Source organism: Pseudomonas sp. PB103, assembly GCF_009764635.1.
Classification (GTDB): Bacteria; Pseudomonadota; Gammaproteobacteria; order Pseudomonadales; family Pseudomonadaceae; genus Aquipseudomonas.
The window spans coordinates 1-25,319 of record NZ_RWIL01000053.1; the positions used below are offsets into that span (position 1 = coordinate 1).

Genomic DNA, 25,319 nt, shown 5'->3' on the forward strand with positions numbered 1-25,319 from the left:
GCTCCGGGATCGATCCGGGCGCAGCGCCTACGGTTTGCTTCGCTGCACCTCCTCTCGCTGTGTTTGGCTGCGCCAAACGGTCGCTGCGCTCCCACCCCCGGATCAATCCCTCCACTCAGCCTTCCGATGTCGCCCGTGGATCAAGATCAAAAGCTTCATCCGAGCTAACGCTCATCCCGTGTAGGAGCTGCCGAAGGCTGCGATCTTTTGATCTGCTTTGGCTTTTGATCTTGATTTTTTGCCCCATCGGCAGGCCGAGCGGAGGTATTCATCAGGGGGTAGGCGCGCAGCGCCGTGCGGCGAAGCCGCATACATCGAGAGGAGGTGCAGCGAAGCAAACCGTAGGCGATGCCCCCGGATGGACACCGTAGCGAGGGAACACTGAGCCTCAGCGAAGTGCCGTACGCCAGGGGCAAAGCCTTTTGCTTACTTTTCGCTGGGCCGGCACTCCGGCGTTTGGAAAAGTGAGTCGCTGTAAGAGCGAAACCGCCAGCGGCAGCACCCGCAAAAACGGATATACACCCAACCCTCAAATCCAGTCGGCCCACAGGCCGCTGAGTCCAAACAAACAAAAACGGCCCCTATATAAATAGAGGCCGTTCCCGGTACAACTTAAGACGTTATCGCAAGACAGGTCTTATTTGCGGTCTTCCAGCTTGGTCAGATCACGCGACTCATAACCGGTATACAACTGGCGCGGACGGCCAATCTTGTACGGGCTGGAGAGCATCTCTTTCCAGTGCGAAATCCAGCCAACAGTACGTGCGAGGGCGAAGATCACAGTGAACATGCTGGTAGGAATGCCGATCGCCTTGAGGATAATCCCCGAGTAGAAGTCGACGTTCGGGTACAGCGAGCGTTCGATGAAGTACGGATCGGTCAGGGCGATCTCTTCCAGGCGCATGGCCAGTTCGAGTTGCTTGTCGTCCTTGATGCCCAGTTCCTTCAACACTTCGTCGCAGGTCTGCTTCATCACGGTGGCACGCGGATCGCGGTTTTTGTAAACGCGGTGACCGAAGCCCATCAGTTTGAAAGGATCGTTCTTGTCCTTGGCCTTGGCGATGAACTTGTCGATGTTCGACACATCGCCAATCTCGTCAAGCATGGTCAACACGGCTTCGTTCGCACCGCCGTGGGCAGGGCCCCACAGTGCGGCAATACCGGCGGCGATACAGGCGAACGGGTTGGCACCCGAAGAGCCGGCCAGACGCACGGTGGAGGTCGAAGCGTTCTGCTCGTGGTCGGCGTGGAGGATGAAGATCCGGTCCATGGCCTTGGCGAGCACCGGGCTGATCGGTTTGATCTCGCACGGGGTGTTGAACATCATGTGCAGGAAGTTTTCCGCGTACGTCAGGTCGTTGCGCGGGTACATCATGGGTTGGCCCATGGAGTACTTGTAAACCATCGCTGCCAGGGTCGGCATCTTGGCAACCAGACGGATCGCGGAGATTTCGCGATGCTGCGGGTTATTGATGTCGAGGGAGTCGTGGTAGAAGGCCGAGAGGGCGCCGACTACACCGCACATGACGGCCATTGGGTGGGCGTCGCGACGGAAGCCGTTGAAGAAGGTTTTCAGCTGCTCGTGAACCATGGTGTGGTTTTTCACGGTGCTGACGAACTGGGCCTTCTGTTCTGCGGTCGGCAGTTCGCCGTTGAGCAGCAGATAGCAGGTTTCCAGATAGTCCGACTTTTCAGCCAGCTGTTCGATCGGGTAGCCGCGGTGCAACAGAATGCCGTTGTCGCCGTCAATATAGGTGATCTTCGATTCGCACGAAGCGGTCGACATGAAACCCGGGTCGAAAGTGAAGCGGCCCGTGGCCGTCAGGCCCCGAACATCGATTACATCGGGACCAACGGTGCCGGTTAAAATGGGCAGCTCGACGGGGGCTGCGCCCTCGATGATCAACTGCGCTTTTTTGTCAGCCATGTGGCCTCCTATTTATGCTTGAACCATCAGACAGACCCCCCACGCAGGGCCCGCACCACTATAGTGAGATAAATTCGAATGTCAATTTGCCTAAAGTCTTGCTCCAGAAGGCTTTAAGCGCACTTTTTCCTCGAAATTGACTGCCATTTACGCCTTTTATGCAACTTGTGCAATCAGCTATTGGGGGTAGGTGATTGCGTTGTCATTAGTAGCCTAACTGTCTATACTCGGCCACCGACCGCCAAGGGCTTTTGGGCTTGCTTTCATTGGGGGTCGCATCCCTGGGTGGTGGTTACCTGACCAGTGCACTCCCCAACAACTTTGCCCTGATTGTTAGGGGCTCTTCAGTGTGAAAAAAAAGCCGTGAAAAGCCAACGACCTGTAAACCTAGACCTAAGGACCATCAAACTCCCAGTCACTGCTTACACGTCCATTCTTCACCGTATCTCCGGTGTCATCCTCTTTGTCAGCCTGGCCATCATGCTTTACGCATTGGACAAGTCGCTGAGCTCCGAGGAAGGCTTCGGTCAGGTGAAAGCGTGTCTGACCAGTCCGCTAGCCAAGCTAGTGATTTGGGGCATCCTGTCCGCTCTGCTGTATCACTTGGTAGCCGGTGTGCGCCATTTGATCATGGACATGGGCATCGGTGAGACGCTGGAAGGCGGCAAACTGGGCTCGAAAATCGTTATCGCCGTTTCCGTGGTGGTAATCGTTCTGGCAGGAGTTTGGATATGGTAACTAACGTCACGAACCTGTCGCGTTCGGGCCTCTATGACTGGATGGCGCAACGTGTGTCTGCGGTCGTTCTCGCGGCTTACTTCATCTTTCTGATCGGATACGTCGTGGCCCACCCTGGCCTCGAGTACGCCCAGTGGCATGAACTGTTCGCCCACAACGGGATGCGTATTTTCAGCCTCCTGGCCCTTGTTGCCCTCGGCGCTCACGCCTGGGTCGGCATGTGGACCATTGCGACCGACTACCTGACGCCAATGGCGTTCGGCAAGTCCGCAACGGCGATACGTTTCCTTTTCCAGGCAGTATGCGGCGTTGCGATGTTCGCTTACTTCGTCTGGGGTGTGCAGATTCTCTGGGGTATCTGAGTCATGGCTAACATTCCAACGATTTCTTTCGACGCCATCATTATTGGTGGTGGCGGTGCCGGCATGCGCGCTGCGCTGCAACTGGCGCAGGGCGGTCACAAGACTGCCGTGATCACCAAGGTTTTCCCGACCCGTTCGCACACTGTATCCGCTCAGGGCGGCATCACTTGCGCAATCGCGTCCGCTGACCCGAACGATGACTGGCGCTGGCACATGTACGATACCGTCAAGGGTTCCGACTACATCGGTGACCAGGACGCTATCGAATACATGTGTCAGGAAGGCCCGGCTGCTGTTTATGAGCTGGACCACATGGGCATGCCGTTTTCGCGTACCGAACAGGGCCGCATCTATCAGCGTCCGTTCGGCGGTCAGTCCAAGGACTACGGCAAAGGCGGGCAGGCTGCCCGTACGTGCGCCGCTTCCGACCGTACCGGTCACGCACTGCTGCACACCCTTTATCAGGGCAACCTGAAAGCCGGTACCACGTTCCTGAACGAGTACTACGCTGTCGATCTGGTGAAAAACCAGGAAGGCGACTTCGTCGGTGTGATCGCGATCTGCATCGAAACCGGCGAAACCACCTACATCCGCGCCAAGGCCACCGTATTGGCTACCGGCGGTGCAGGTCGTATCTACGCGTCCACCACCAACGCCCTGATCAACACCGGTGACGGCGTCGGCATGGCTCTGCGTGCTGGCGTGCCGGTACAAGACATCGAAATGTGGCAGTTCCACCCGACCGGCATCGCCGGCGCCGGTGTACTGGTGACCGAAGGTTGCCGTGGTGAGGGTGGTTACCTGATCAACAAGCACGGCGAGCGTTTCATGGAGCGTTATGCTCCGAACGCCAAAGACCTTGCCGGTCGTGACGTGGTTGCTCGCTCGATGGTTAAAGAAATCATCGCCGGCAACGGTTGCGGTCCGAATGGCGACCACGTACTGCTCAAACTCGACCACCTGGGCGAGGAAGTGCTGCACAGCCGTCTGCCAGGCATCTGCGAACTGTCGAAGACTTTCGCACACGTTGACCCGGTTGTTGCGCCGGTTCCGGTTGTTCCGACTTGCCACTATATGATGGGCGGCGTTGCCACCAACATTCATGGTCAGGCGATCACCCAGGACGCTGAAGGCGTCGACAAGATCATCCCGGGCCTGTTCGCTGTAGGCGAAGTGGCTTGCGTATCGGTTCACGGTGCCAACCGTCTGGGCGGCAACTCGCTGCTCGACCTGGTGGTATTCGGCCGCGCTGCCGGCCTGCACCTGGAAAAGGCGCTGACCGACGGCATTGAATACGACGACGCTACCGAAGCCGACATCGAAGCTGCCCTGTCGCGTCTGAACGCGCTGAACAGCCGTACTGATGGCGAAGACGTGGCAACCCTGCGTCGCGAGCTGCAGAACTGCATGCAGAACTATTTCGGTGTATTCCGTACTGGCGAATACATGCAGAAAGGTATTGCTCAGCTTGCTGACCTGCGTACCCGCATCGCCAACGTGAAAATCAACGATAAGTCGCAGGCGTTCAACACTGCCCGTATCGAAGCGCTGGAACTGCAGAACCTGCTGGAAGTGGCTGAAGCTACCGCCATCGCCGCTGAAGTCCGCAAAGAGTCGCGCGGTGCTCACGCCCGTGAAGACTTCGAAGACCGTGACGACGAAAACTGGCTGTGCCACACCCTGTACTTCCCGGGTGACAAGCGCGTCACCAAGCGTGCCGTGAACTTCTCGCCGAAGACTGTTCCGACTTTTGAACCTAAGATTCGGACTTATTAAGGGTGGCCGCCATGTTGCAAGTCAGCGTTTATCGTTACAACCCTGATCAGGACGCCGCGCCGTTCATGCAGGAATTCCAGATCGATACCGGTGGTAAAGATCTGATGGTGCTGGACGTACTGGCCCTGATCAAAGAGCAGGACGAGGGTTTCTCCTATCGTCGCTCTTGCCGTGAAGGTGTTTGCGGCTCCGACGGCATGAACATCAACGGCAAGAACGGTCTGGCGTGCATCACGCCGCTGTCTGCCGTTGTAAAAGGTAACAAGTTGATCGTTCGTCCGCTGCCAGGTTTGCCGGTTATCCGTGACCTGGTCGTCGATATGAGCATCTTCTACAAGCAATACGAGAAGGTGAAGCCTTACCTGCAGAACGACACGCCGGCTCCGGCCATCGAGCGTCTGCAGTCGCCAGAAGAGCGCGAAAAGCTCGACGGTCTGTACGAGTGCATCCTGTGCGCTTGCTGCTCGACCTCTTGCCCGTCCTTCTGGTGGAACCCGGACAAGTTCCTGGGTCCAGCTGCACTGCTGCAAGCTTATCGCTTCCTGGCAGACAGCCGTGACACCAAGACTACCGAGCGTCTGGCTTCACTCGATGACCCGTTCAGCGTTTTCCGCTGCCGGGGCATCATGAACTGCGTCAACGTATGTCCGAAAGGCCTGAACCCGACTAAGGCCATCGGTCACATCCGTAACATGTTGCTTTCGAGCGGCGTGTGATTCAGCTGCTGTAACCGCTGTGCCGTAGAGGCTGTGGCGCGGGCTTCAACCCGCGTCATGGCTATAACCAGAGCAGTAGCCACAAGCTGCCGCTCTTATTTTGAAGAAATGAGACAAGCAGGGGCATCCGGGCTGGTACCCGGACTATCAGTGTGATCCTAAGTGGCTTGTTTTAGTCGCTGCATTCGGACTTCTGCAAGTTTGCTCGGTGTCGACATCGATGGTGTTCCCCTAACCGAGGGTGACCAAGCATGCAAGAAAGCGTGATGCAGCGCATGTGGAACAGCGCCTACCTTTCAGGTGGAAACGCTGCCTATGTGGAAGAGCTTTATGAGCTCTACCTGCACGACCCTAACGCTGTGCCAGAAGAGTGGCGCACCTACTTTCAGAAGTTGCCCGCCGACGGCAACTCTGCCACTGATGTTTCGCACTCCACAATTCGCGATCATTTCGTGCTGCTGGCAAAGAACCAGCGCCGCGCCCAACCGGTTTCCGCCGGCAGCGTGAGCAGTGAGCACGAGAAGAAGCAAGTTGAAGTGCTGCGATTGATCCAGGCCTACCGTATGCGTGGCCACCAGGCAGCCCAGCTTGACCCGCTGGGGCTGTGGCAGCGTCCTGCACCTGCAGACCTGTCGATCAATCATTACGGCTTGACCAATGCCGATCTTGATACGACCTTCCGTGCCGGCGACCTGTTCATCGGCAAAGAGGAAGCGAGCCTACGCGAAATTCACGAAGCGTTGCAGCAGACATATTGCCGCACCATCGGCGCTGAATTTACGCACATCACCGATTCCGAGCAGCGCCAGTGGTTCCAGCAGCGTCTGGAAAGCGTGCGTGGTCGTCCGACGTACTCCGCCGACATCAAGAGCCACCTGCTTGAGCGCGTGACTGCCGGTGAAGGCCTGGAAAAATACCTGGGCACCAAATACCCGGGCACCAAGCGTTTCGGTCTGGAAGGCGGCGAAAGCCTGATTCCGATGCTCGACGAACTGATCCAGCGTTCCGGTTCCTACGGCACCAAGGAAGTCGTCATCGGCATGGCCCACCGTGGCCGTCTGAACGTACTGGTCAACACCTTCGGCAAGAACCCGCGCGAGCTGTTCGACGAGTTCGAAGGCAAGAAGAAGGTCGAGCTGGGTTCCGGTGACGTTAAATACCACCAGGGCTTCTCGTCCAACGTGATGACCGCCGGCGGTGAAGTTCACCTGGCCATGGCGTTCAACCCGTCCCACCTGGAAATCGTTTCCCCGGTGGTAGAAGGTTCGGTGCGCGCCCGTCAGGATCGTCGTAACGACCCGACCGGTGAGAAGGTTCTGCCGATCTCCATCCACGGTGACGCTGCTTTCGCAGGTCAGGGCGTGGTCATGGAAACCTTCCAGATGTCGCAGACCCGCGGTTTCAAGACCGGCGGTACCGTGCACATCGTGATCAACAACCAGGTTGGTTTCACCATCAGCAACCCGCTGGACTCGCGTTCCACCGAGTACGCCACCGACGTTGCGAAGATGATCCAGGCGCCGATCCTCCATGTGAATGGTGATGATCCGGAAGCCGTGCTGTTCGTGACCCAGCTGGCCATCGACTACCGCATGCAGTTCAAGCGTGACGTGGTGATCGACCTGGTCTGCTACCGTCGTCGCGGCCACAACGAAGCTGACGAGCCAAGCGGCACCCAGCCTCTGATGTATCAGCAGATCACCAAGCAGCGCACCACCCGTGAGCTGTACGCTGATCGTCTGACCCAGGGCGGTGTGCTCGACGCTGAGCGTGTTCAGGCGAAAGTCGACGAATACCGCAACGCGCTGGACAACGGTCTGCACGTAGTGAAATCGCTGGTCAAAGAGCCGAACAAAGAGTTGTTCGTGGACTGGCGTCCGTATCTGGGCCACGCCTGGACTGCGCGTCACGACACGCGTTTCGATCTGAAGACCCTGCAAGAACTGTCCGCCAAGCTGCTGGAAATTCCGGACGGCTTCGTGGTTCAGCGTCAGGTTGCGAAGATCTACGAAGACCGTCAGAAAATGCAAGCCGGCGGCCTGCCGATCAACTGGGGTTACGCCGAAACCATGGCGTACGCGACCCTGGCGTTTGAAGGTCACCCGATTCGCATGACTGGTCAGGACATCGGCCGCGGTACGTTCTCGCACCGTCACGCTGTGCTGCACAACCAGAAAGACGCGGGCACCTACATTCCGCTGGCGCACTTGTACGACGGTCAGCCACGCTTTGACCTGTACGACTCGTTCCTGTCGGAAGAAGCGGTACTGGCATTCGAATACGGTTACTCGACCACCACGCCAGACGCGCTGGTGATCTGGGAAGCCCAGTTCGGCGACTTCGCCAACGGTGCACAGGTTGTGATCGACCAGTTCATCACCAGCGGCGAGCACAAGTGGGGCCGTCTCTGCGGTCTGACCATGCTGCTGCCACACGGTTACGAAGGTCAGGGCCCTGAGCACAGCTCGGCACGTCTTGAGCGTTACCTGCAGCTGTGCGCCGAGCACAACATTCAGGTAGCGGTACCGACCACGCCAGCACAGATCTACCACTTGCTGCGTCGTCAGGTGATTCGTCCGCTGCGCAAACCGTTGATCGTGCTGACGCCGAAGTCGCTGCTGCGCCACAAGCTGGCCATCTCGACCCTGGAAGATCTGGCCGAAGGTTCGTTCCAGACCGTGATCCCGGAAATCGATACTCTGGACCCGAAAAAGGTCGAGCGTGTGGTTCTGTGTAGCGGCAAGGTCTACTACGACCTGCTGGAAAAACGCCGTGCCGAAGGCCGTGAAGATATTGCCATCGTGCGTATCGAGCAGCTGTACCCATTCCCTGAGGACGACTTGAAAGAAGTCCTGGCTCCGTACACCAACGTCAAAAATGCCGTTTGGTGTCAGGAAGAGCCGATGAACCAGGGCGCCTGGTACTGCAGCCAACACCACTTGCGTCGCAGCATCGGGAACCTCGACAAGTCTCTCGTACTTGAGTACGCGGGCCGTGAGGCTTCTGCTGCACCTGCTTGTGGTTACGCATCGATGCACGCCGAGCAGCAGGAAAAACTCCTGCAAGCCGCGTTTACCATTTAATGCCTTCGCGCACCTGAAACCGAATTAAGGAACTACAGATAATGGCTATCGAGATCAAAGCCCCCACTTTCCCGGAATCGGTTGCCGATGGCACCGTTGCCACCTGGCACAAACAACCGGGCGACGCCGTCAAGCGTGACGACCTGATCGTCGACATCGAAACTGACAAAGTCGTACTGGAAGTTCTGGCTACCGCCGACGGCGTGCTGGGCGCAATCGTCAAGAACGAAGGCGACACCGTTCTGTCCGACGAAGTGCTGGGCTCCATCGAAGCGGGCGGCGCTGCTGCCGCTGCTCCAGCCGCCGCTGCTGCTCCGGCCGCTGCCGCTGCTCCAGCTGCTGCTGAAGGCGAAGACGATCCTGTTGCTGCTCCTGCTGCGCGCAAGCTGGCTGAAGAAAACGGCATCAACATCGCTTCCGTTGCCGGCACCGGCAAAGGCGGTCGTGTGACCAAGGAAGACGTAGTCGCTGCTGTTGCTGCCAAGAAAGCCGCTCCGGCTGCCGCGCCTGCCAAAGCTGCTGCTCCTTCGGCCGCCGCTCCTGTGTTCGCCGCTGGCGACCGCATCGAGAAACGCGTACCGATGACCCGCGTGCGCGCCACCGTGGCCAAGCGTCTGGTTGAAGCTCAGTCGAACATGGCGATGCTGACCACTTTCAACGAAGTCGACATGACTGAAGTCATGGCCCTGCGTTCGAAGTACAAAGACCTGTTCGAGAAGTCGCACAACGGCGTACGCCTGGGCTTCATGTCGTTCTTCGTCAAGGCTGCTACCGAAGCGCTGAAACGCTTCCCGGCTGTCAACGCTTCGATCGACGGCGCTGACATCGTTTACCACGGCTACGCTGACATCGGCGTTGCCGTTTCCAGCGACCGTGGCCTGGTTGTTCCGGTTCTGCGTAACGCCGAACTGATGAGCCTGGCTGAAATCGAAGGCGGCATCGCAACATTCGGCAAAAAAGCCCGTGACGGCAAACTGTCGATGGACGAGATGACCGGTGGTACCTTCACCATCACCAACGGTGGTACCTTCGGTTCGATGATGTCGACCCCGATCGTCAACCCGCCGCAGGCAGCGATTCTGGGCATGCACAACATCATCCAGCGTCCTATGGCCATCAACGGTCAGGTCGTTATCCGTCCGATGATGTACCTGGCACTGTCCTACGATCACCGTCTGATCGATGGCAAAGAAGCTGTGACCTTCCTGGTGACCATCAAGAACCTGCTGGAAGATCCGGCGCGTCTGTTGCTGGATATCTAAAAAACAGCGGCAAGCTTCAAGTTTCAAGCCACAAGCTCAAAGCGAGCGGGGTGGGCTTGGAGCTTGTCGCTTGCGGCTTGTAGCTTTATTGCTAAAGAGGATTTTTTGAATGTCGCAGAAATTTGACGTAGTAGTGATCGGTGCTGGCCCTGGTGGCTACGTGGCTGCCATCAAGGCGGCGCAGCTGGGTCTGACCACTGCCTGCATCGAGAAGTACACCGACGCTGAAGGCAAGCAAGCTCTGGGCGGCACCTGCCTGAACGTGGGCTGCATTCCTTCCAAGGCACTGCTCGACAGCTCCTGGAAATACAAGGAAGCGAAAGAAAGCTTCAACGTTCACGGTATCTCGACCGGCGAAGTCAAAATGGACGTCGCTGCGATGGTTGGCCGCAAGGCTGGCATCGTCAAGAACCTGACCGGCGGCGTAGCCACCCTGTTCAAGGCCAACGGCGTTACTTCGATCCAGGGCCACGGCAAACTGCTGGCTGGCAAGAAAGTCGAAGTCACCAAGCCAGACGGCTCGGTTGAAATCATCGAAGCTGAAAACGTGATCCTGGCTCCAGGTTCGCGCCCGATCGACATTCCACCGGCTCCGGTTGATCAGAACGTCATCGTCGATTCGACTGGCGCTCTGGAATTCCAGACCGTACCTAAGCGTCTGGGCGTGATCGGCGCTGGCGTGATCGGCCTGGAACTGGGTTCGGTGTGGTCGCGTCTGGGTTCGGAAGTGGTTGTCCTCGAAGCACTGGACACTTTCCTGATGGCAGCGGACACCGCTGTTTCCAAGGAAGCGCTGAAAACCCTGACCAAACAGGGTCTGGACATCAAACTGGGCGCTCGCGTAACCGGCTCGAAAGTGAATGGCGACGAAGTCGTTGTGAACTACACCGATGCCAACGGCGAACAGACCATCACTTTCGACAAGCTGATCGTAGCCGTTGGTCGCCGTCCGGTGACCACTGATCTGTTGGCTTCCGACAGCGGCGTGACCCTCGACGAGCGCGGTTTCGTGCACGTTGACGATCACTGCGCGACCACCGTTCCGGGCGTTTTCGCCATTGGTGACGTGGTTCGCGGCATGATGCTGGCGCACAAAGCTTCGGAAGAAGGCATCATGGTTGTCGAGCGCATCAAGGGCCACAAAGCCCAGATGAACTATGACCTGATCCCTTCGGTTATTTATACTCACCCGGAAATCGCGTGGGTTGGCAAAACCGAGCAGGCCTTGAAAGCTGAAGGCGTTGAAGTTAACGTCGGCACCTTCCCGTTCGCCGCATCCGGCCGTGCCATGGCCGCCAACGATACCGGTGGTTTCGTCAAGGTCATCGCTGATGCCAAGACTGACCGCGTATTGGGCGTGCACGTGATTGGCCCGAGCGCTGCAGAACTGGTTCAGCAGGGCGCGATCGGTATGGAATTCGGCACCAGCGCTGAAGACCTGGGCATGATGGTTTTCTCCCATCCGACCCTGTCTGAAGCTTTGCACGAAGCTGCTTTGGCGGTGAATGGCGGCGCCATCCACATTGCCAACCGCAAAAAGCGTTAACAGACAATAAGAAACCACGGCGGTAACGGCCCGTCGTGAGCCTTGCGAGCAAGTCTCACCGCGGAATGTCCGCTGGACGCAGTCTTGCGTAGCTCAGCTACGCAAGCAGCAGTCACAGGTGGCGCGGCACTCAATCGAGCGCAGCGCCGAATGCGCAGTACCTAACGAAGACGGTAAAAAGCATGAATCTTCACGAGTATCAGGGTAAGCAGCTGTTCGCTGAATACGGCCTGCCAGTTTCCACTGGTTACGCAGTAGACACCCCGGAAGCAGCAGCAGAAGCTTGCGACAAAATCGGCGGCAGTGAGTGGGTTGTCAAAGCCCAGGTCCACGCTGGTGGTCGCGGTAAAGCGGGCGGCGTCAAGCTGGTTCGCAGCAAAGAAGACGCCAAAGCCTTCGCACAGCAGTGGCTGGGCAAGCGTCTGGTGACTTACCAGACTGACGCCAATGGCCAGCCAGTCACCAAGATCCTGGTTGAATCGTGCACTGATATCGCTAAAGAGCTGTACCTGGGCGCTGTCGTTGACCGTTCGAGCCGTCGCATCGTGTTCATGGCTTCCACCGAAGGTGGCGTGGACATCGAGAAAATCGCTCACGACACTCCAGAAAAAATTCTCAAGGCCACTATCGATCCACTGGTTGGCGCTCAGCCATTCCAGGGTCGCGAGCTGGCATTCCAGCTGGGTCTGGAAGGCAAGCAGGTTGCTCAGTTCGCCAAGATCTTCGTAGGTCTGGCCAAGCTGTTCAAGGATCACGACCTGGCTCTGCTGGAAGTGAACCCGCTGGTGATCAAGGCTGACGGCGATCTGCACTGCCTGGACGCCAAGATCAACATCGACGCCAACGCAATGTACCGTCAGCCTAAGCTGAAGACTTTCCACGATCCGTCGCAAGACGATCCGCGCGAAGCGCACGCTGCCAAGTTCGAACTGAACTACGTAGCGCTGGAAGGTAACATCGGCTGCATGGTCAACGGTGCTGGCCTGGCCATGGGTACCATGGACATCGTCAACCTGCATGGCGGCAAGCCAGCCAACTTCCTCGACGTAGGTGGTGGCGCTACCAAAGAACGCGTAACTGAAGCGTTCAAGATCATCCTGTCCGACACCAACGTCGCTGCAGTATTGGTCAACATCTTCGGCGGCATCGTTCGCTGCGACATGATTGCCGAAGGCATCATCGGCGCTGTGAAAGAAGTCGGCGTGAAAATCCCGGTTGTTGTTCGCCTTGAAGGCAACAACGCTGAGCTGGGCGCTAAAGTACTGGCAGAAAGCGGTTTGAACATCATCGCTGCTACCAGCCTGACCGACGCTGCTCAACAAGTTGTCAAAGCTGCGGAGGGCAAATAATGAGCGTCCTGATCAATAAAGACACCAAAGTTATCTGCCAGGGTATTACCGGTTCGCAAGGTAGTTTCCACACCCAGCAAGCCATCGAATACGGCACCAAGATGGTTGGTGGTGTTACGCCTGGCAAAGGCGGCACCGAGCACCTGGGTCTGCCAGTGTTCAACACCGTTAAAGACGCAGTAGCGGCCACTGGCGCTACCGCCAGCGTGATCTACGTTCCGGCTCCTTTCTGCAAAGATTCGATCCTGGAAGCGGCATTCGGCGGCATCAAGCTGATCGTCTGCATCACCGAAGGCATTCCTACCCTGGACATGCTGGATGCCAAAGTAGTTTGCGACGATCTGGGCATTGTCCTGATCGGCCCTAACTGCCCAGGCGTGATCACCCCAGGCGAATGCAAGATCGGCATCATGCCAGGTCACATTCACTTGCCAGGCAAGGTCGGTATCGTTTCGCGTTCCGGCACCCTGACCTACGAAGCTGTGAAGCAGACTACTGACGCCGGTTTCGGTCAGTCGACTTGCGTCGGCATCGGTGGTGACCCGATCCCGGGTTCGAACTTCATCGACATCCTGAAGCTGTTCCAGGAAGACCCGAAGACCGAAGCGATCGTAATGATCGGTGAGATCGGCGGTTCGGCTGAAGAAGAAGCGGCTGCCTACATCAAGGCACACGTGACCAAGCCGGTTGTTTCCTACATCGCTGGTGTGACTGCTCCTCCGGGCAAGCGCATGGGCCATGCTGGCGCAATCATCTCTGGCGGCAAAGGCACTGCAGACGAGAAATTCGCTGCACTGCAAGACGCAGGCGTTAAAACCGTGCGTTCGCTGGCAGACATCGGCAAGGCCCTGGCCGAGCTGACCGGTTGGGCTGTCAAGTAAGCCTCGCGCTTAGCTGACGCTTCACCAAACAAAGGCCACCTTCGGGTGGCCTTTGTCGTTTCTGCAGATCAGAAGATCAAAAGATCGCAGCCTTCGGCAGCTCCTACAGGGATGATGGTTGCCGGCCATGAATGCATTCCGACCGTTCGCCCTGAAAATGCAATTCCATGTAGGAGCTGCCGCAGGCTGCGATCTTTTGATCTTTGCCATCCCAACGAAAAATAGATACGTAAACGCGACACAAAAACGTCGCGTATCGGATAGTTCGCCCTCTAACAGTGCGTTTGTAAGCCAAATTCGTTAGGCTAGCAGCCATTTTTGCGTCTGCCGCCCACAAGGCATGCAACGCGCTTTAAGGGTCAGTCCCATACGGATCGACAGCATTTCCCTAATTACACAGGGCAATCCCCCTCTAAATTCCGATTCAGTAGTGTGGTATTACCTTAATGAAAGTTTTGAAAGGTCAGGACATCCTGGCACTTGGCTTTATGACATTTGCCCTGTTCGTTGGGGCTGGCAACATTATCTTCCCGCCTATCGTTGGCTTGCAGGCCGGACCTCACGTCTGGATGGCCGCACTGGGCTTCCTGATCACCGCAGTGGGTCTGCCGGTGATCACTGTCGTTGCACTGGCCAAGGTCGGTGGGGCGATGGACGCGCTGAGCAGCCCGATCGGCAAGGTCGCCGGCGGCATTCTGGCGGCTGCATGCTACCTGGCGGTCGGCCCGTTGTTCGCCACCCCGCGTACCGCGACCGTTTCGTTTGAAGTGGGCCTGGCGCCGCTGACTGGCGAAAGCCCGCTGGCGCTGTTCCTCTACAGCTCGGTGTACTTCCTGCTGGTGTTCTTCATTTCGCTCTACCCTGGGCGTTTGCTCGACACCGTCGGCCGTTTCCTCGCGCCGCTGAAGATCATCGCGCTGGCAGTGCTGGGTATCGCTGCATTCGCCTTGCCGGCCGGTGACATCGGCCAAGGCACGCCGGAATACGTCGCGGCGCCGTTCTCCCAAGGGTTCATCAATGGTTACTTGACCATGGATACCCTCGGCGCGTTGGTGTTCGGCATCGTCATCGTTAACGCTATTCGCTCCCGTGGCGTCGAGTCGCCGAAGCTGATCACCCGTTACGCGATCATCGCTGGCCTGATCGCCGGTGTCGGTCTGGCGCTGGTGTATGTCAGCCTGTTCCGCCTCGGCTCCGGCAGCCATGAAGTGGCCGTCGGTGCAACCAACGGTGCAGCGGTATTGCACGCTTACGTACAGCACACCTTCGGTTCGCTGGGCAGCGGTTTCCTCGCGGTGCTGATCTCGCTGGCCTGCCTGGTAACGGCGGTCGGCCTGACCTGCGCCTGTGCCGAATACTTCAGCCGCGTGCTGCCGCTGTCGTACAAGACCCTGGTGATCATCCTTGCAGCGTTCTCGTTGCTGGTATCCAACCTCGGCCTGACCAAGCTGATCGCCTTCTCCATTCCGGTGCTGACGGCGATTTACCCGCCATGCATCGTGCTGGTGGCGCTGAGCTTCTGCAAAGACTTCTGGCATGAACACGGGCGTATTCTCGGCCCGGTGATGCTGGTGTCGTTCCTGTTCGGCAGTATTGATGCGCTGAAAGGCGCCGGTCTGGCTGACTGGATGCCGACGCAGCTGTCGCACCTGCCGCTGAGCGAGCAGGGCCTGGCGTGGCTGGTGCCGTGCGTGATGACCCTGGTGGTTGCAGTGGTTTGCGATCGCCTGCTGGGCAAGCGCAGCGAAGCGGTTGCCTGACGTTGGCTGACCCGCCACAAGCGGGTCTTCAGCGCTTAAACAGAAATGCCCCGTATCAAACGATACGGGGCATTTTTTATGCGCGTCAGGCAGTGTCTTTTTCCCTGAACCAACGTCGAAGGGTTGCATCGCTTTTTGTAGGAGTAGAGCTTGCTCGCGAAAGCGATCTGACATTCAACATTGATGTCGACAGAAACGCCGCTTTCGCGAGCAAGCTTTGCTCCTACAAGGTCACGTATTCAAGGGAATTGCATGTCGTTCATCCAGGCCAATCTGATCCACTTGCTCGCCGCGTGCTGGTTTGTCATCTGCTGGGGCGGTTACACCCGTTATGCCTCCTGGAAAGGCCGCGACACCGCGTGCCTGGCCAGCGTGCTGCACTTGTACCGCGAAGACTGGATGCGCCGCATGCTGCTGCGTGACAACCGCATCGCCGACGCCAGCGTGATCGGCAATCTGGAGCGCAACGCCTCGTTCTTCGCCTCCAGTACGTTGATCATCCTCGCCGGCATTCTCACCGTACTCGGCGCATCCGAGCGCGCGGTGTCGTTGCTCGCAGACATTCCGATGGTGCAGCAAGCATCGCAAGGCATGTCAGAGATCAAGCTGCTGTGCCTGGCGATGGTGTTCGTCTACGCGTTCTTCACCTTCAGCTGGTGCATGCGTCAGTACAACTTCGCGGCGGTGCTGGTCGGTTCGGCACCGATGATCGGTGAGCGGCATGTCTCCGAGCAGGAACGCAAGGCGTTCGCTGCGCGGGCGGCGCGGGTGATTTCGATGGCGGCCAACCAGTTCAACTTCGGCCTGCGCTCCTACTACTTCGGCATGACCATGCTGGCGTGGTTCGTCAGCCCATGGCTGTTCATGTTGATGAGCGCCGGTGTGGTGTTGGTGCTGTACCGACGCGAGTTTCATTCCGACGTTCTCGATGTGATGGTCTATACCCCTACAGAAGCCCCCATTTCCGAGACAAACAAAGAGGTCGTTTGATGAGTATTCCGTTCTGGTGTGTGTTTATCAGTGCATTGTTGATTTATATCGCGCGCATGCCGGTGGGCAAGGCGATGAAAGAGCAGGGCGGCTACAACAATCACCTGCCGCGCCAGCAACAGGCGCAACTGACCGGTTACGGCGCGCGGGCGCTGGCGGCGCACCAGAACAGCATCGAGGCATTCATTCTGTTTGCGGTGGGTGTGCTGATGGCGCACACCACCCAAACGGCGGGATGGTTGATCGATACATTGGCGATCGTCTTTGTCATCGCGCGAATCATCTATTTGTGGTTCTACCTCGCCGATCTGCCCAAATTGCGCAGTCTGGTGTGGCTGGTCGGTCTGGTGTGTTCGTTGTTGCTGATGGTCAGTCCGACGTTCAGAACGGTATTGCTCTGAGCGAAGAGCTGCCGGCCAGACAGGCTATTGGGCATCAGCCGAGTGTCGTTGTAACCTCCGGCGTCGGTTTTTCATGGAAGGCAGTTCTTGAACGGATTTCAACCGCGTAAATCACCCTTGCGCCGATTCGGCGGGTGGATAGGGGCGCTAATGCTGGGGACTGCGCTAGTGCAGGCTGCGCCATCCCCCCAACCAGAGGTGCCCGGGGCAAAGCGCCTGGGCGATTTCCTCATTCGCCCGGCGCAAAACAGTCTGTATGGTCCGGGGCCGCACTACACCATCGTGTTTCGCTCGCAGGAGTACTGGCCTTTCGGCGTGAACGTCGTCAAGGGTGTGCGGCCGATCCAGGCGCAACATGAAGGCCAGCCGATGCTTCTGGCGATCACTTCACGCGCCGACAGCGTCGGCACACTGCTGATCAGCGTGCAAAACGGCACGCCGCTGTCACGCCTGCTCAGCCCGCTCCAGGATGAAAATTTTCCCGACTGGGGTGTGCCGCAACCCGGTCGTGAGGACCTGTTGCTGTTCGCCGAATCAGGCCTCGCGCTGGATACTCGAACCGGTGAGGTGTTGTGGTTCGACACCGCCGTCAAAGGCAGCGGTTACCGGGTTGTCGGGACGCTGATGTCGGTGTCTCCCGACAATAAGGTGGCCGCGTATCTGCGCTTCAAGGAAATACTGGTGGCCGGGCGCGAGGACGGCCTTGTAGCCGCTTATAAATTGCCGGCCGATGCCAATGTCGGTGAATTGGCCGACATCTTCAAAAGCGCTTATGCGCAAGCGGCCCAGGCGATCAAGGATGGCGTGCCCCACGTTAATAATCACCGACAGGCTCGGGACATGCAGATTGCCTGGTTTGCACAGCGCTTCCATTGGCAGGCCAAAAACGACTCATGGGAACTGATTGGCCGCGGCCTCGGTCCCGCATTACCTCTTTCCGAGCGTTGAGCCTGATGAACAATTCACGGTCTGGTGACGGCCTCTTGCTGTTGATGGCAATGGCGGCATCGCTGGGAGGTTGCGTGAGTGACAATGGCGCAACCGACAGAGAGTTTCTCTCGGAGAATCTGGATGCCAGCAAGGCGCTGCTGACGTTTGACGTCGAGTTCGCGCTGGCCCCGGATTACCAGCCATTGCAGAATAAATTTCACGGCGATGAGCGCATCACTTACGGCGGTATCCCGCACATCGAAGTGCCTTATTTTCAGAAAGGCCTGAACGTCAAACAGGGTCTGACCGGGCTGCCCTACATCCTGCCCATTCCCTACCCGAAAGCCGGGATTGAAAATGGCCGCAGCGATTTCAAGGTATTCGGCCAGCGTCTGGATGAACAACGCTATCGTTTTGTCGTGCCGACGAAATCAATGTGGAACAGTGGCCATACCTTCGCGTTGTTGTTTGAACGTCGTAAGCGGCATGAAACGATCACGTTTCGCTTTGACGACAAGACGTCCTGTGCAACGTCTTTGAACGTGACAACGCCGCAGTACGGTTATGCACTCTCTGTCAGTGCCAAGTTCAATAACGACATGGGTTGTTTGAAAGTGTGTGATGGACGACCGGGGTATCCTGGGGACTGTGCCTTTCAGCCGCCGCCAACTAGTGGCGGGTAACGCTGACCTGGCAATAAATCACAGGCAAAAGAAAACCCGCACTAGGCGGGTTTTCTTTTTTCTGCAGCAAAAAGCGAGTTATTGCTTCTTGGCAGCTTCGTCTTGCGCAGCAGCGTTCGATTCAGCCTGAGCTTTGGCAGCTTCGGCGTTTTCTTTCGCAGCGTCGTTCACTTTATCCTGAGCTTTGTTCATGTCTTGCTGAGCTTGTTCAGCATGTTGGTTGGCATCTTGAGCTTTGTCCTCGGATTTTTTATCGCAGGCAGCGAGACCGAGGGAAGCGGTCAACATCAAGGCAATAGCTAAAGTCTTACGCATGGGGTGTTTCTCCTTATGGAAAATAACTACTGGCCTTAAGAGCTTGGCGCTGAGGGTTAAGTTCCTCATTTCTTTCAGATATATAAGTTTGTTTTTACCGGGAACTTTTGCTGTATTGCTCACTACTGGCAATTGGCTCTAACGAGAGTAATTATCAAATGTCCGAAAACCCCGTTTTTGAGCGCGCGACGCGATTTTTATCGGCACTGCGTCATTGCCAGGTGCTCGGCTTAGCGGTGCACAGTGCTTCTGCGGAAGGGCTCACGGTGATCTTGCCGTACAGTGAAAAAATCGTCGGCAACCCCCAGACGGGTGTCATTCACGGCGGCGCGATTACTGCATTGATGGACACCGCCTGCGGGATGTCGACCCTGTGCGTGTTGCCGGAGTTCGAAGTCTGTCCAACGCTCGATCTACGCATCGACTATATGCATGCCGCTGAACCGAACAAAGACGTCTATGGTTTCGCCCAATGCTATCGGGTGACTACTGATGTGATCTTTGCCCGTGGTTTCGCCTATCAGGACGATCCCGAACAGCCCATCGCCCATGTCGTCGGTACCTTCATGCGTATGGCCAAAGGCCTTAAAGGCACCAAAGGCTTCGGCGGCGTGATAAAGGGAGCAGGGCAATGAGCGATGACCTCAAGCAGCAACTGCAGCAAGCTCATCAGCAGGGCGACTACGCGCCGTTGTTGCAATTGATCCCTTACGCCGGTTTGATCGGCATCGAATGCTCGCGCGTCGGTGATGACTTGTTGTTCAAGCTGCCAGCGAACAAAGACAACATTGGTAACCCTTTATTGCCGGCCATTCATGGCGGGGTGATCGCCGGATTCATGGAGCTGGCGGCGGCGCTTCATTTGCTGATTTTTACCGAAACGCCGGGCGTGCCGAAGATTATCGACTTCTCCCTCGATTATCTGCGCGCCGGGCAGTTCCGCGATACCTGGGCCAGATGTCAGGTGTGTCGGCAGGGACGGCGGGTGGCCAACGTCGCCATCACAGCCTGGCAAAGTACCGAAAGCGAACCGATTGCCACCGCGCGGGCGCACTTCAAAATCGATGAGCCCTTGAAATCCTGAACAGCGCCCCAAACTCACAAGACAACCCGCTGCCGACCATTTCGGGTCGCGGCCACTGCCATCTGATTGGAGTTTGATGACCATGAGTGTGGAAACTCAAAAGGAAACCCTGGGCTTCCAGACCGAGGTAAAGCAGCTGCTGCACCTCATGATCCATTCGCTGTATTCCAACAAGGAAATTTTCCTTCGCGAATTGATCTCGAACGCCTCTGACGCTGTCGACAAGCTGCGCTTCGAAGCCCTGGCCAAGCCAGAGTTGCTCGAAGGTGGCGCTGACCTGAAAATCCGTGTGAGCTTCGACAAAGACACCAAGACCGTCACCCTCGAAGACAACGGTATCGGCATGAACCGTGACGATGTGATCACCCACCTGGGTACCATCGCCAAATCCGGCACTGCCGATTTCATGAAAAACCTCTCGGGCGATCAGAAGAAAGATTCGCACTTGATCGGCCAGTTCGGCGTGGGTTTCTACTCGGCGTTCATCGTGGCCGACCAGGTTGACGTGTACAGCCGTCGCGCCGGTACTCCAGCCAGCGAAGGCGTGCACTGGTCGTCGAAAGGCGAGGGCGAGTTCGAAGTCGCCACCATCGACAAGCCAGAGCGCGGCACCCGAATCGTCCTGCACCTGAAAGCGGCTGAAGACGAATTCGCTGATGGCTGGCGTCTGCGCAACATCATCAAGAAGTACTCCGATCACATTGCGTTGCCGATCGAGCTGCCGAAAGAAGTCGCACCTGCTGAAGGTGAAGAGGCGCCGGTCGCTGAATGGGAAACCGTCAACCGCGCCAGCGCTCTGTGGACTCGTCCGCGCACTGAAGTGAAGGACGAGGAATACCAGGAGTTCTACAAGCACATCGCCCACGACTTTGAAAACCCGCTGGCCTGGAGCCACAACAAAGTCGAAGGCAAGCTCGAGTACAGCTCGCTGCTGTACGTGCCGGCCCGCGCACCGTTCGACCTGTACCAGCGTGAAGCGCCGAAAGGCCTGAAGCTGTACGTGCAACGCGTGTTCGTCATGGATCAGGCCGAGTCCTTCCTGCCGCTGTACCTGCGCTTCATCAAAGGCGTGGTCGATTCCAACGACCTGTCGCTGAACGTGTCGCGTGAGATTCTGCAGAAAGACCCGATCATCGATTCGATGAAGACCGCGCTGACCAAGCGCGTGCTCGACATGCTGGAAAAACTGGCGAAAAACGAGCCTGAGCAATACAAAGGCTTCTGGAAGAACTTCGGCCAGGTCATGAAAGAAGGACCGGCAGAAGACTTCGCCAACAAAGAGAAAATTGCCGGTCTGCTGCGTTTCGCATCGACCAATGGCGACGACGGCGAGCAGATCGTTGGTCTGGCCGACTACCTGGCCCGCGCCAAGGAAGGTCAGGACAAGATCTATTACCTCACCGGCGAAACCTACGCGCAGGTCAAGAACAGCCCGCACCTGGAAGTCTTCCGCAAGAAAGGCATCGAAGTGCTGCTGCTGACCGACCGCATCGACGAGTGGCTGATGAGCTACCTCAGCGAGTTCGACGGCAAGACCTTTGTCGACGTGGCACGCGGTGACCTCGATCTGGGCAATCTGGACTCGGAAGAGGACAAGAAAGCTGCAGAAGAAGTCGCCAAGTCCAAAGAAGGTCTGGTTGAGCGTCTGAAAACCGCGCTGGGCGATTCGGTGGCGGAAGTCCGCGTATCCCATCGTCTGACCGATTCGCCGGCCATTCTGGCCATCGGCGAGCAGGATCTGGGTCTGCAAATGCGTCAGATCCTCGAAGCCAGCGGGCAGAAGGTGCCGGATTCGAAGCCGATCTTCGAATTCAACCCAAGCCACCCGCTGATCGAGAAACTCGACGGCGAGCAGAGCGAAGAGCGTTTTGGCGACCTGTCGCACATCCTCTTCGATCAGGCAGCCTTGGCTGCCGGCGACAGCTTGAAGGATCCGGCCGCTTATGTGCGCCGCCTGAACAAGCTGCTGGTTGAACTGTCGGTTTAACCAAGTTGCAGAAAAACCCGCTTCGGCGGGTTTTTTCATTCTGGTGTTTAGCAAATCAGGAGTCAGAAATGAGCCAAGTCACTGTACGTTCCGTGGTCTATCAGATCGACGGCCAGCCTTATGAAGGTCGTTTGGCGTTTGACGCCGAGCATAAGGGCGCGCGCCCGGGTTTGTTGATGGCGCCGAACTGGATGGGCGTCAGCGCCGGTGCCGAAGAGATCGCCAAATCGGTGGCGGCCAAGGGCTACGTGGTGTTGATCGCAGACGTTTACGGTCAAGCTGTGCGTCCGCAAAACGCTGATCAGGCTGGCGCGGCGATGATGCCGTTGAAGGACGACCGTGCGTTGCTGCGCACGCGTATGCAGGCGGCGTTCGAGCAGTTGCAGAAGCAGGGCGAGGCGGCGGTGGACACGTCGAAACTGGCGGTGTTCGGGTTCTGCTTCGGCGGTTGCTGTGCACTGGATCTGGCGCGTACCGGTGCGCCGGTGAAAGCGGCGGTGTCGTTCCATGGCACGCTGGATTCGCCGAATCCGGCTGATGCGCGAAACATCAAGGGCGCGGTGCTGGTGTTGCACGGTGCTTCCGACCCGTTGGTGCCGAAGGAACAACTGCCGGCGTTTGAAGACGAGATGAACGCGGCGAAAGTCGATTGGCAACTGCTGAGCTACGGCGGTGCAGTGCACTCGTTTACCGATCCGCATGCCAATGTGCCCGGCAAGATGATGTACGACGCGAAGACCGCCAAGCGCGCCTTCAAGTCGATGCATGATTTGCTGGATGAAGTGTTTAAAGGTTGATTGAAGTATCAGGCGCTGATCTTTGTGGTGCCTGACGAGGCCCTATCGCTGGCAAGCCAGCTCCCACAGTTTTCGAGTCGTTTGCGGAATATCCATTCGACGCGAAAAACCTGTGGGAGCTGGCTTGCCAGCGATGACTGACTCACAGGCGACACAGCACTACGGTAATTCAATCCGTTCGACTTCCCCCGGCACCGTCGGCCAATCGCCGGCCGCCCATTTACGCCGTGCTTCATCGATCGCCGCCGGATCGCTCGCGACAAAATTCCAGTTGATCCGCCGAGGCCCGTCCAGCGGTGCGCCGCCAAACACCACCGCGTGTACATCGCTCTCGGCAAACAGGCTCATCTCTTCCCCAGCCGGCAACACCACCAACGCATGTGGCTCAATCGCTTGGCCATTCAACTGCGCATCCCCGCTCAACACATACACCGCCCGCTCTTCATGCTCGGTCGGAATCAGCAGGGTAGTCGCGGTTTGCATCTGCACTTCGGCATACAACGTAGGAGAAAGCACCGGCACCGGCGATTCCAGGCAAAAGCCTGACCCGGCAATCATGCGGATCTGTACGCCAAGGTTATCGCTGACCGGCAAGGTCGCTGCCGGGTGATGGCTGTAATGCCCCGGGCCTTGCTCGTGATCCTTGGGCGAGGCCAGCCAGATCTGCAAGCCGTGCATCGTGAAGCTCTGCTCCCACAACGGCTCCGGCGTGCGCTCGACGTGAGCAATCGCACTGCCTGCGGTCATCCAACTGACATCGCCAGCACCGACAACCTGGTCGGAGCCGAGGCTGTCCTTGTGCTGGAGCTGGCCTTCAAACAGATACGTAAGCGTCGACAGACCGATGTGCGGGTGTTGTCGGATGTTCATGCCTTTGCCCGTCGGATAAACCGTCTCGAGCATGTGATCAAAAAACACGAAAGGCCCGACGCTGCGGCATTTGGCTGACGGCAACGGGCGCAGAATCGGCTGGCCTTCGACGTCTTCGGCGCGCGGGCGGATGATCAGGGGTTGCGTGTCCATGGTGCATTCCAGGCTGAGCGGGTGATGCCAGAAGCATAACCCGCCGCTGGCATGAGGAGGATTACTGGCTGTCGAAGCCTTGCGGGGCGTGGGTTTCGATCGTCACTTCGCTGGTGGTCATCAGTTTGTGGATCGGGCAACGGTCGGCGACACGCAGCAGTTCCTCGCGCTGGGCGTCGGTGAGCACGCCTTTGAGGGTGAGGGTGACGTGCAGGACGTATTTGCCTTTCTGCTCCTCACTGTTGTCGCGTTTGACGTCGACCCCGACGCCGGTCAGCGGGATGTCTTTCTTCTTCGCGTACATCTTCAGGGTCAGCGCCTTGCAGGCACCGAGGGCGGCGTCGAAGTAATCGTGCGGCTCAGGCGCCGAGCCTTCGCCGCCGGCGGATTTCGGCACATCGGCAAACAATTCGTGGTCATCGATCTGGACTGTGTGACGAAAACCTTCGGCAGAGACGGTATTGACGGTAACAGTCATGGGAACCTCACAGGCAGTAGGAAAAGTCGTTCGATCAAACAAGACCTTGCAGTTATAGAGCATTCCCACCGGCGCGCGTTCCACTTTCCTGCGGGATGAACCCTTGTTGTCAGGGCGCGGTCTAGGCTATGCCTACTTCCTGGAGATTACTTGTGTCCCTGTATCGTTTGAGTCTTGCCTGCTTTCTGCTGCTTGCCGGCAACGTCAGCGCCCGCGAATACACCTACAGCGACGCGCACTTGCATTACGTGGATTTTTTCCAGGAAAGCGCGGGCATGGCGAAACTGCTGGCGGCCATGCAGGACGGTTCTGTCGAGCATGTGATGATTTCCGGTATTCCGGTGGCGAAGAAGTGGCACGAAGACGAACCCAAACGTCCGCGTTATTACGCCGGCGATGATGCTGATGCCTATTGGTACAGCGCGACTGACGTGATCGTTGCCGATGCGGTGCAGAAACTGCCAGCCGAGAAACGTCCCTACTTTCATCCGTTTCTGTCGGGCTTCAACCCCAATGACAAGAACTCCGCCGCGCACATTCAGCGCATGCTCGAGATGTATCCGGGCGTGTGGCAGGGCATCGGTGAGGTGTTTACCCGGCATGACGACCTCACGGCGCTGACCGCCGGCGACACGCCGCGCGCCAATAACGAGGCCATGACCAAGATCTATCATCTGGCCGCCGAGAACGATCTGCCGGTGATGCTGCATTCCAACATCACCTCCAAGCGTGAGAAAAATCCGCTGTACTTGAAGGAAGTCGAGGAGCCGCTGCGCAAACACCCGCACACGCGGTTTATCTGGGCGCACGCGGGCACCAGCGCAGAAATCCATCGGCATCAGACGCAGCTGCCGTTCCTGCTGCCGACCCTGACGCGCATGCTCGAGGCGTACCCCAATCTGTTTATTGATTTGTCTTGGAGCATGCTCACGCCGTATCTGCTGGACGAGCAGGGCAAACCGCGCGCGGAATGGCTGGCGTTGGTCGAGAAGTACCCAGAGCGCTTCATGCTTGGCTCGGACGTCGTAGGGCGTTTCAACAAGCTCGGTCAGGAAATGCACAGCTTCGATCCGTTCCTTGATGCGCTGCCAGAAGGCGTTGCGCGCAAAGTCGCGCGAGACAACTTCCTGGCGATCTTGCCGCGAACGGTGCTCATGTCCGGCAAAACCCCGCTGAATCGTTAATGCCGACCGTTTGAAGGATCAAGGCCTTTTGATATCGCCTTTTCGTC

23 protein-coding genes are annotated in these 25,319 nt (G+C 57.8%); 19 read left to right on the forward strand and 4 right to left on the reverse strand.

Annotation, left to right across the window (positions count from 1 at the left end):
- Positions 1 to 637: 637 nt before the first annotated feature.
- Positions 638 to 1,927 (reverse strand): citrate synthase, encoded by a 1,290-nt coding sequence (gene gltA / locus EJA70_RS10345; RefSeq protein WP_008077946.1) that lies wholly within the window; start codon positions 1,925 to 1,927, stop codon positions 638 to 640.
- A gap of 363 nt (positions 1,928 to 2,290) precedes the next feature.
- On the opposite strand from gltA, the gene sdhC reads away from it, so the two are divergent.
- The 14 genes from sdhC to EJA70_RS10415 all read left to right on the forward strand — a co-directional run bounded on the left by sdhC (position 2,291) and on the right by EJA70_RS10415 (position 18,404).
- Positions 2,291 to 2,665, forward strand: a complete 375-nt coding sequence (sdhC, locus tag EJA70_RS10350; RefSeq protein ID WP_017127965.1) for a succinate dehydrogenase, cytochrome b556 subunit — start codon at positions 2,291 to 2,293, stop codon at positions 2,663 to 2,665.
- Positions 2,659 to 3,027 (forward strand): succinate dehydrogenase, hydrophobic membrane anchor protein, encoded by a 369-nt coding sequence (sdhD, locus tag EJA70_RS10355; protein WP_003222999.1) that lies wholly within the window; start codon positions 2,659 to 2,661, stop codon positions 3,025 to 3,027. Before sdhC ends, sdhD begins: the two co-directional genes overlap by 7 nt.
- A gap of 3 nt (positions 3,028 to 3,030) precedes the next feature.
- Positions 3,031 to 4,803 carry a succinate dehydrogenase flavoprotein subunit gene (sdhA, locus tag EJA70_RS10360; protein WP_008077944.1) on the forward strand — a complete coding sequence of 591 codons (1,773 nt, stop codon included), beginning with the start codon at positions 3,031 to 3,033 and terminating at the stop codon, positions 4,801 to 4,803.
- A gap of 11 nt (positions 4,804 to 4,814) precedes the next feature.
- The gene (locus EJA70_RS10365) at positions 4,815 to 5,519 is read left to right on the forward strand and encodes a succinate dehydrogenase iron-sulfur subunit (RefSeq protein WP_158830676.1); all 705 of its coding nucleotides are present in this window, start codon (positions 4,815 to 4,817) and stop codon (positions 5,517 to 5,519) included.
- Positions 5,520 to 5,770: 251 nt separating this feature from the next.
- A complete protein-coding gene (locus EJA70_RS10370) occupies positions 5,771 to 8,602 on the forward strand; it encodes a 2-oxoglutarate dehydrogenase E1 component (protein ID WP_053118487.1) in 2,832 nt (943 codons plus the stop codon).
- Between the two features lie 41 nt (positions 8,603 to 8,643).
- Complete coding sequence (gene odhB / locus EJA70_RS10375; protein WP_053118490.1) at positions 8,644 to 9,864, forward strand: 2-oxoglutarate dehydrogenase complex dihydrolipoyllysine-residue succinyltransferase; 1,221 nt, start codon at positions 8,644 to 8,646, stop codon at positions 9,862 to 9,864.
- Positions 9,865 to 9,973: 109 nt separating this feature from the next.
- A complete protein-coding gene (gene lpdA / locus EJA70_RS10380; protein ID WP_008082973.1) occupies positions 9,974 to 11,410 on the forward strand; it encodes a dihydrolipoyl dehydrogenase in 1,437 nt (478 codons plus the stop codon).
- Positions 11,411 to 11,592: 182 nt separating this feature from the next.
- Positions 11,593 to 12,759: an ADP-forming succinate--CoA ligase subunit beta gene (sucC, locus tag EJA70_RS10385; RefSeq protein WP_007919879.1), complete on the forward strand. Its 1,167-nt coding sequence runs from the start codon at positions 11,593 to 11,595 to the stop codon at positions 12,757 to 12,759.
- A complete protein-coding gene (sucD, locus tag EJA70_RS10390; protein WP_158830677.1) occupies positions 12,759 to 13,640 on the forward strand; it encodes a succinate--CoA ligase subunit alpha in 882 nt (293 codons plus the stop codon). Before sucC ends, sucD begins: the two co-directional genes overlap by 1 nt.
- 446 nt (positions 13,641 to 14,086) lie before the next feature.
- The gene (gene brnQ, locus EJA70_RS10395; protein ID WP_158830678.1) at positions 14,087 to 15,400 is read left to right on the forward strand and encodes a branched-chain amino acid transport system II carrier protein; all 1,314 of its coding nucleotides are present in this window, start codon (positions 14,087 to 14,089) and stop codon (positions 15,398 to 15,400) included.
- Positions 15,401 to 15,652: 252 nt separating this feature from the next.
- A complete protein-coding gene (locus EJA70_RS10400; protein WP_158830679.1) occupies positions 15,653 to 16,390 on the forward strand; it encodes a DUF599 domain-containing protein in 738 nt (245 codons plus the stop codon).
- The gene (locus tag EJA70_RS10405) at positions 16,390 to 16,791 is read left to right on the forward strand and encodes an MAPEG family protein (protein WP_158830680.1); all 402 of its coding nucleotides are present in this window, start codon (positions 16,390 to 16,392) and stop codon (positions 16,789 to 16,791) included. Before EJA70_RS10400 ends, EJA70_RS10405 begins: the two co-directional genes overlap by 1 nt.
- 87 nt (positions 16,792 to 16,878) lie before the next feature.
- A complete protein-coding gene (locus EJA70_RS10410) occupies positions 16,879 to 17,739 on the forward strand; it encodes a hypothetical protein (protein ID WP_256677661.1) in 861 nt (286 codons plus the stop codon).
- 74 nt (positions 17,740 to 17,813) lie between these two features.
- A complete protein-coding gene (locus EJA70_RS10415) occupies positions 17,814 to 18,404 on the forward strand; it encodes a hypothetical protein (RefSeq protein ID WP_256677662.1) in 591 nt (196 codons plus the stop codon).
- Between the two features lie 78 nt (positions 18,405 to 18,482).
- Here EJA70_RS10415 and EJA70_RS10420 read toward each other — a convergent pair whose 3' ends face one another.
- Positions 18,483 to 18,719, reverse strand: coding sequence for a hypothetical protein (locus EJA70_RS10420; RefSeq protein ID WP_008082962.1), 237 nt, complete (start codon positions 18,717 to 18,719; stop codon positions 18,483 to 18,485).
- Positions 18,720 to 18,877: 158 nt separating this feature from the next.
- Between EJA70_RS10420 and EJA70_RS10425 the strand changes: the two genes are divergently transcribed.
- The 4 genes from EJA70_RS10425 to EJA70_RS10440 all read left to right on the forward strand — a co-directional run bounded on the left by EJA70_RS10425 (position 18,878) and on the right by EJA70_RS10440 (position 22,587).
- On the forward strand, positions 18,878 to 19,354 hold the full coding sequence (locus tag EJA70_RS10425; protein ID WP_158830682.1) for a PaaI family thioesterase: 477 nt from the start codon (positions 18,878 to 18,880) through the stop codon (positions 19,352 to 19,354).
- Positions 19,351 to 19,803: a PaaI family thioesterase gene (locus EJA70_RS10430; protein WP_105709280.1), complete on the forward strand. Its 453-nt coding sequence runs from the start codon at positions 19,351 to 19,353 to the stop codon at positions 19,801 to 19,803. The genes EJA70_RS10425 and EJA70_RS10430 overlap by 4 nt, the downstream gene beginning before the upstream one ends.
- A gap of 82 nt (positions 19,804 to 19,885) precedes the next feature.
- The gene (gene htpG / locus EJA70_RS10435) at positions 19,886 to 21,790 is read left to right on the forward strand and encodes a molecular chaperone HtpG (RefSeq protein ID WP_158830683.1); all 1,905 of its coding nucleotides are present in this window, start codon (positions 19,886 to 19,888) and stop codon (positions 21,788 to 21,790) included.
- Between the two features lie 68 nt (positions 21,791 to 21,858).
- Positions 21,859 to 22,587, forward strand: coding sequence for a dienelactone hydrolase family protein (locus tag EJA70_RS10440; protein WP_158830684.1), 729 nt, complete (start codon positions 21,859 to 21,861; stop codon positions 22,585 to 22,587).
- A 159-nt stretch (positions 22,588 to 22,746) separates the two neighbouring features.
- Here the strand turns inward: EJA70_RS10440 and EJA70_RS10445 are convergent, their stop codons facing one another.
- Entirely contained in the window at positions 22,747 to 23,610 is an 864-nt protein-coding gene (locus EJA70_RS10445; protein WP_158830685.1) for a pirin family protein, read from the reverse strand.
- Between the two features lie 61 nt (positions 23,611 to 23,671).
- Positions 23,672 to 24,088, reverse strand: a complete 417-nt coding sequence (locus tag EJA70_RS10450; protein ID WP_008082948.1) for an OsmC family protein — start codon at positions 24,086 to 24,088, stop codon at positions 23,672 to 23,674.
- 128 nt (positions 24,089 to 24,216) lie between these two features.
- Here EJA70_RS10450 and EJA70_RS10455 point away from each other — a divergent pair, with 128 nt between their 5' ends.
- A complete protein-coding gene (locus EJA70_RS10455) occupies positions 24,217 to 25,272 on the forward strand; it encodes an amidohydrolase family protein (protein WP_158830686.1) in 1,056 nt (351 codons plus the stop codon).
- Positions 25,273 to 25,319 lie beyond the last annotated feature (47 nt).

What these genes read in the sequence shown, in the direction of transcription:
- gltA (WP_008077946.1), bottom strand. Translation starts at nt 1,927, where the DNA reads ATGGCTGACAAAAAAGCGCAGTTGATCATCGAGGGCGCAGCCCCCGTC.
- sdhD (WP_003222999.1), top strand. Translation starts at nt 2,659, where the DNA reads ATGGTAACTAACGTCACGAACCTGTCGCGTTCGGGCCTCTATGACTGG.
- sdhA (WP_008077944.1), top strand. Translation starts at nt 3,031, where the DNA reads ATGGCTAACATTCCAACGATTTCTTTCGACGCCATCATTATTGGTGGT.
- EJA70_RS10365 (WP_158830676.1), top strand. Translation starts at nt 4,815, where the DNA reads ATGTTGCAAGTCAGCGTTTATCGTTACAACCCTGATCAGGACGCCGCG.
- EJA70_RS10370 (WP_053118487.1), top strand. Translation starts at nt 5,771, where the DNA reads ATGCAAGAAAGCGTGATGCAGCGCATGTGGAACAGCGCCTACCTTTCA.
- odhB (WP_053118490.1), top strand. Translation starts at nt 8,644, where the DNA reads ATGGCTATCGAGATCAAAGCCCCCACTTTCCCGGAATCGGTTGCCGAT.
- lpdA (WP_008082973.1), top strand. Translation starts at nt 9,974, where the DNA reads ATGTCGCAGAAATTTGACGTAGTAGTGATCGGTGCTGGCCCTGGTGGC.
- sucC (WP_007919879.1), top strand. Translation starts at nt 11,593, where the DNA reads ATGAATCTTCACGAGTATCAGGGTAAGCAGCTGTTCGCTGAATACGGC.
- sucD (WP_158830677.1), top strand. Translation starts at nt 12,759, where the DNA reads ATGAGCGTCCTGATCAATAAAGACACCAAAGTTATCTGCCAGGGTATT.
- brnQ (WP_158830678.1), top strand. Translation starts at nt 14,087, where the DNA reads ATGAAAGTTTTGAAAGGTCAGGACATCCTGGCACTTGGCTTTATGACA.
- EJA70_RS10400 (WP_158830679.1), top strand. Translation starts at nt 15,653, where the DNA reads ATGTCGTTCATCCAGGCCAATCTGATCCACTTGCTCGCCGCGTGCTGG.
- EJA70_RS10405 (WP_158830680.1), top strand. Translation starts at nt 16,390, where the DNA reads ATGAGTATTCCGTTCTGGTGTGTGTTTATCAGTGCATTGTTGATTTAT.
- EJA70_RS10420 (WP_008082962.1), bottom strand. Translation starts at nt 18,719, where the DNA reads ATGCGTAAGACTTTAGCTATTGCCTTGATGTTGACCGCTTCCCTCGGT.
- EJA70_RS10425 (WP_158830682.1), top strand. Translation starts at nt 18,878, where the DNA reads ATGTCCGAAAACCCCGTTTTTGAGCGCGCGACGCGATTTTTATCGGCA.
- EJA70_RS10430 (WP_105709280.1), top strand. Translation starts at nt 19,351, where the DNA reads ATGAGCGATGACCTCAAGCAGCAACTGCAGCAAGCTCATCAGCAGGGC.
- htpG (WP_158830683.1), top strand. Translation starts at nt 19,886, where the DNA reads ATGAGTGTGGAAACTCAAAAGGAAACCCTGGGCTTCCAGACCGAGGTA.
- EJA70_RS10440 (WP_158830684.1), top strand. Translation starts at nt 21,859, where the DNA reads ATGAGCCAAGTCACTGTACGTTCCGTGGTCTATCAGATCGACGGCCAG.
- EJA70_RS10445 (WP_158830685.1), bottom strand. Translation starts at nt 23,610, where the DNA reads ATGGACACGCAACCCCTGATCATCCGCCCGCGCGCCGAAGACGTCGAA.
- EJA70_RS10450 (WP_008082948.1), bottom strand. Translation starts at nt 24,088, where the DNA reads ATGACTGTTACCGTCAATACCGTCTCTGCCGAAGGTTTTCGTCACACA.
- EJA70_RS10455 (WP_158830686.1), top strand. Translation starts at nt 24,217, where the DNA reads ATGCCTACTTCCTGGAGATTACTTGTGTCCCTGTATCGTTTGAGTCTT.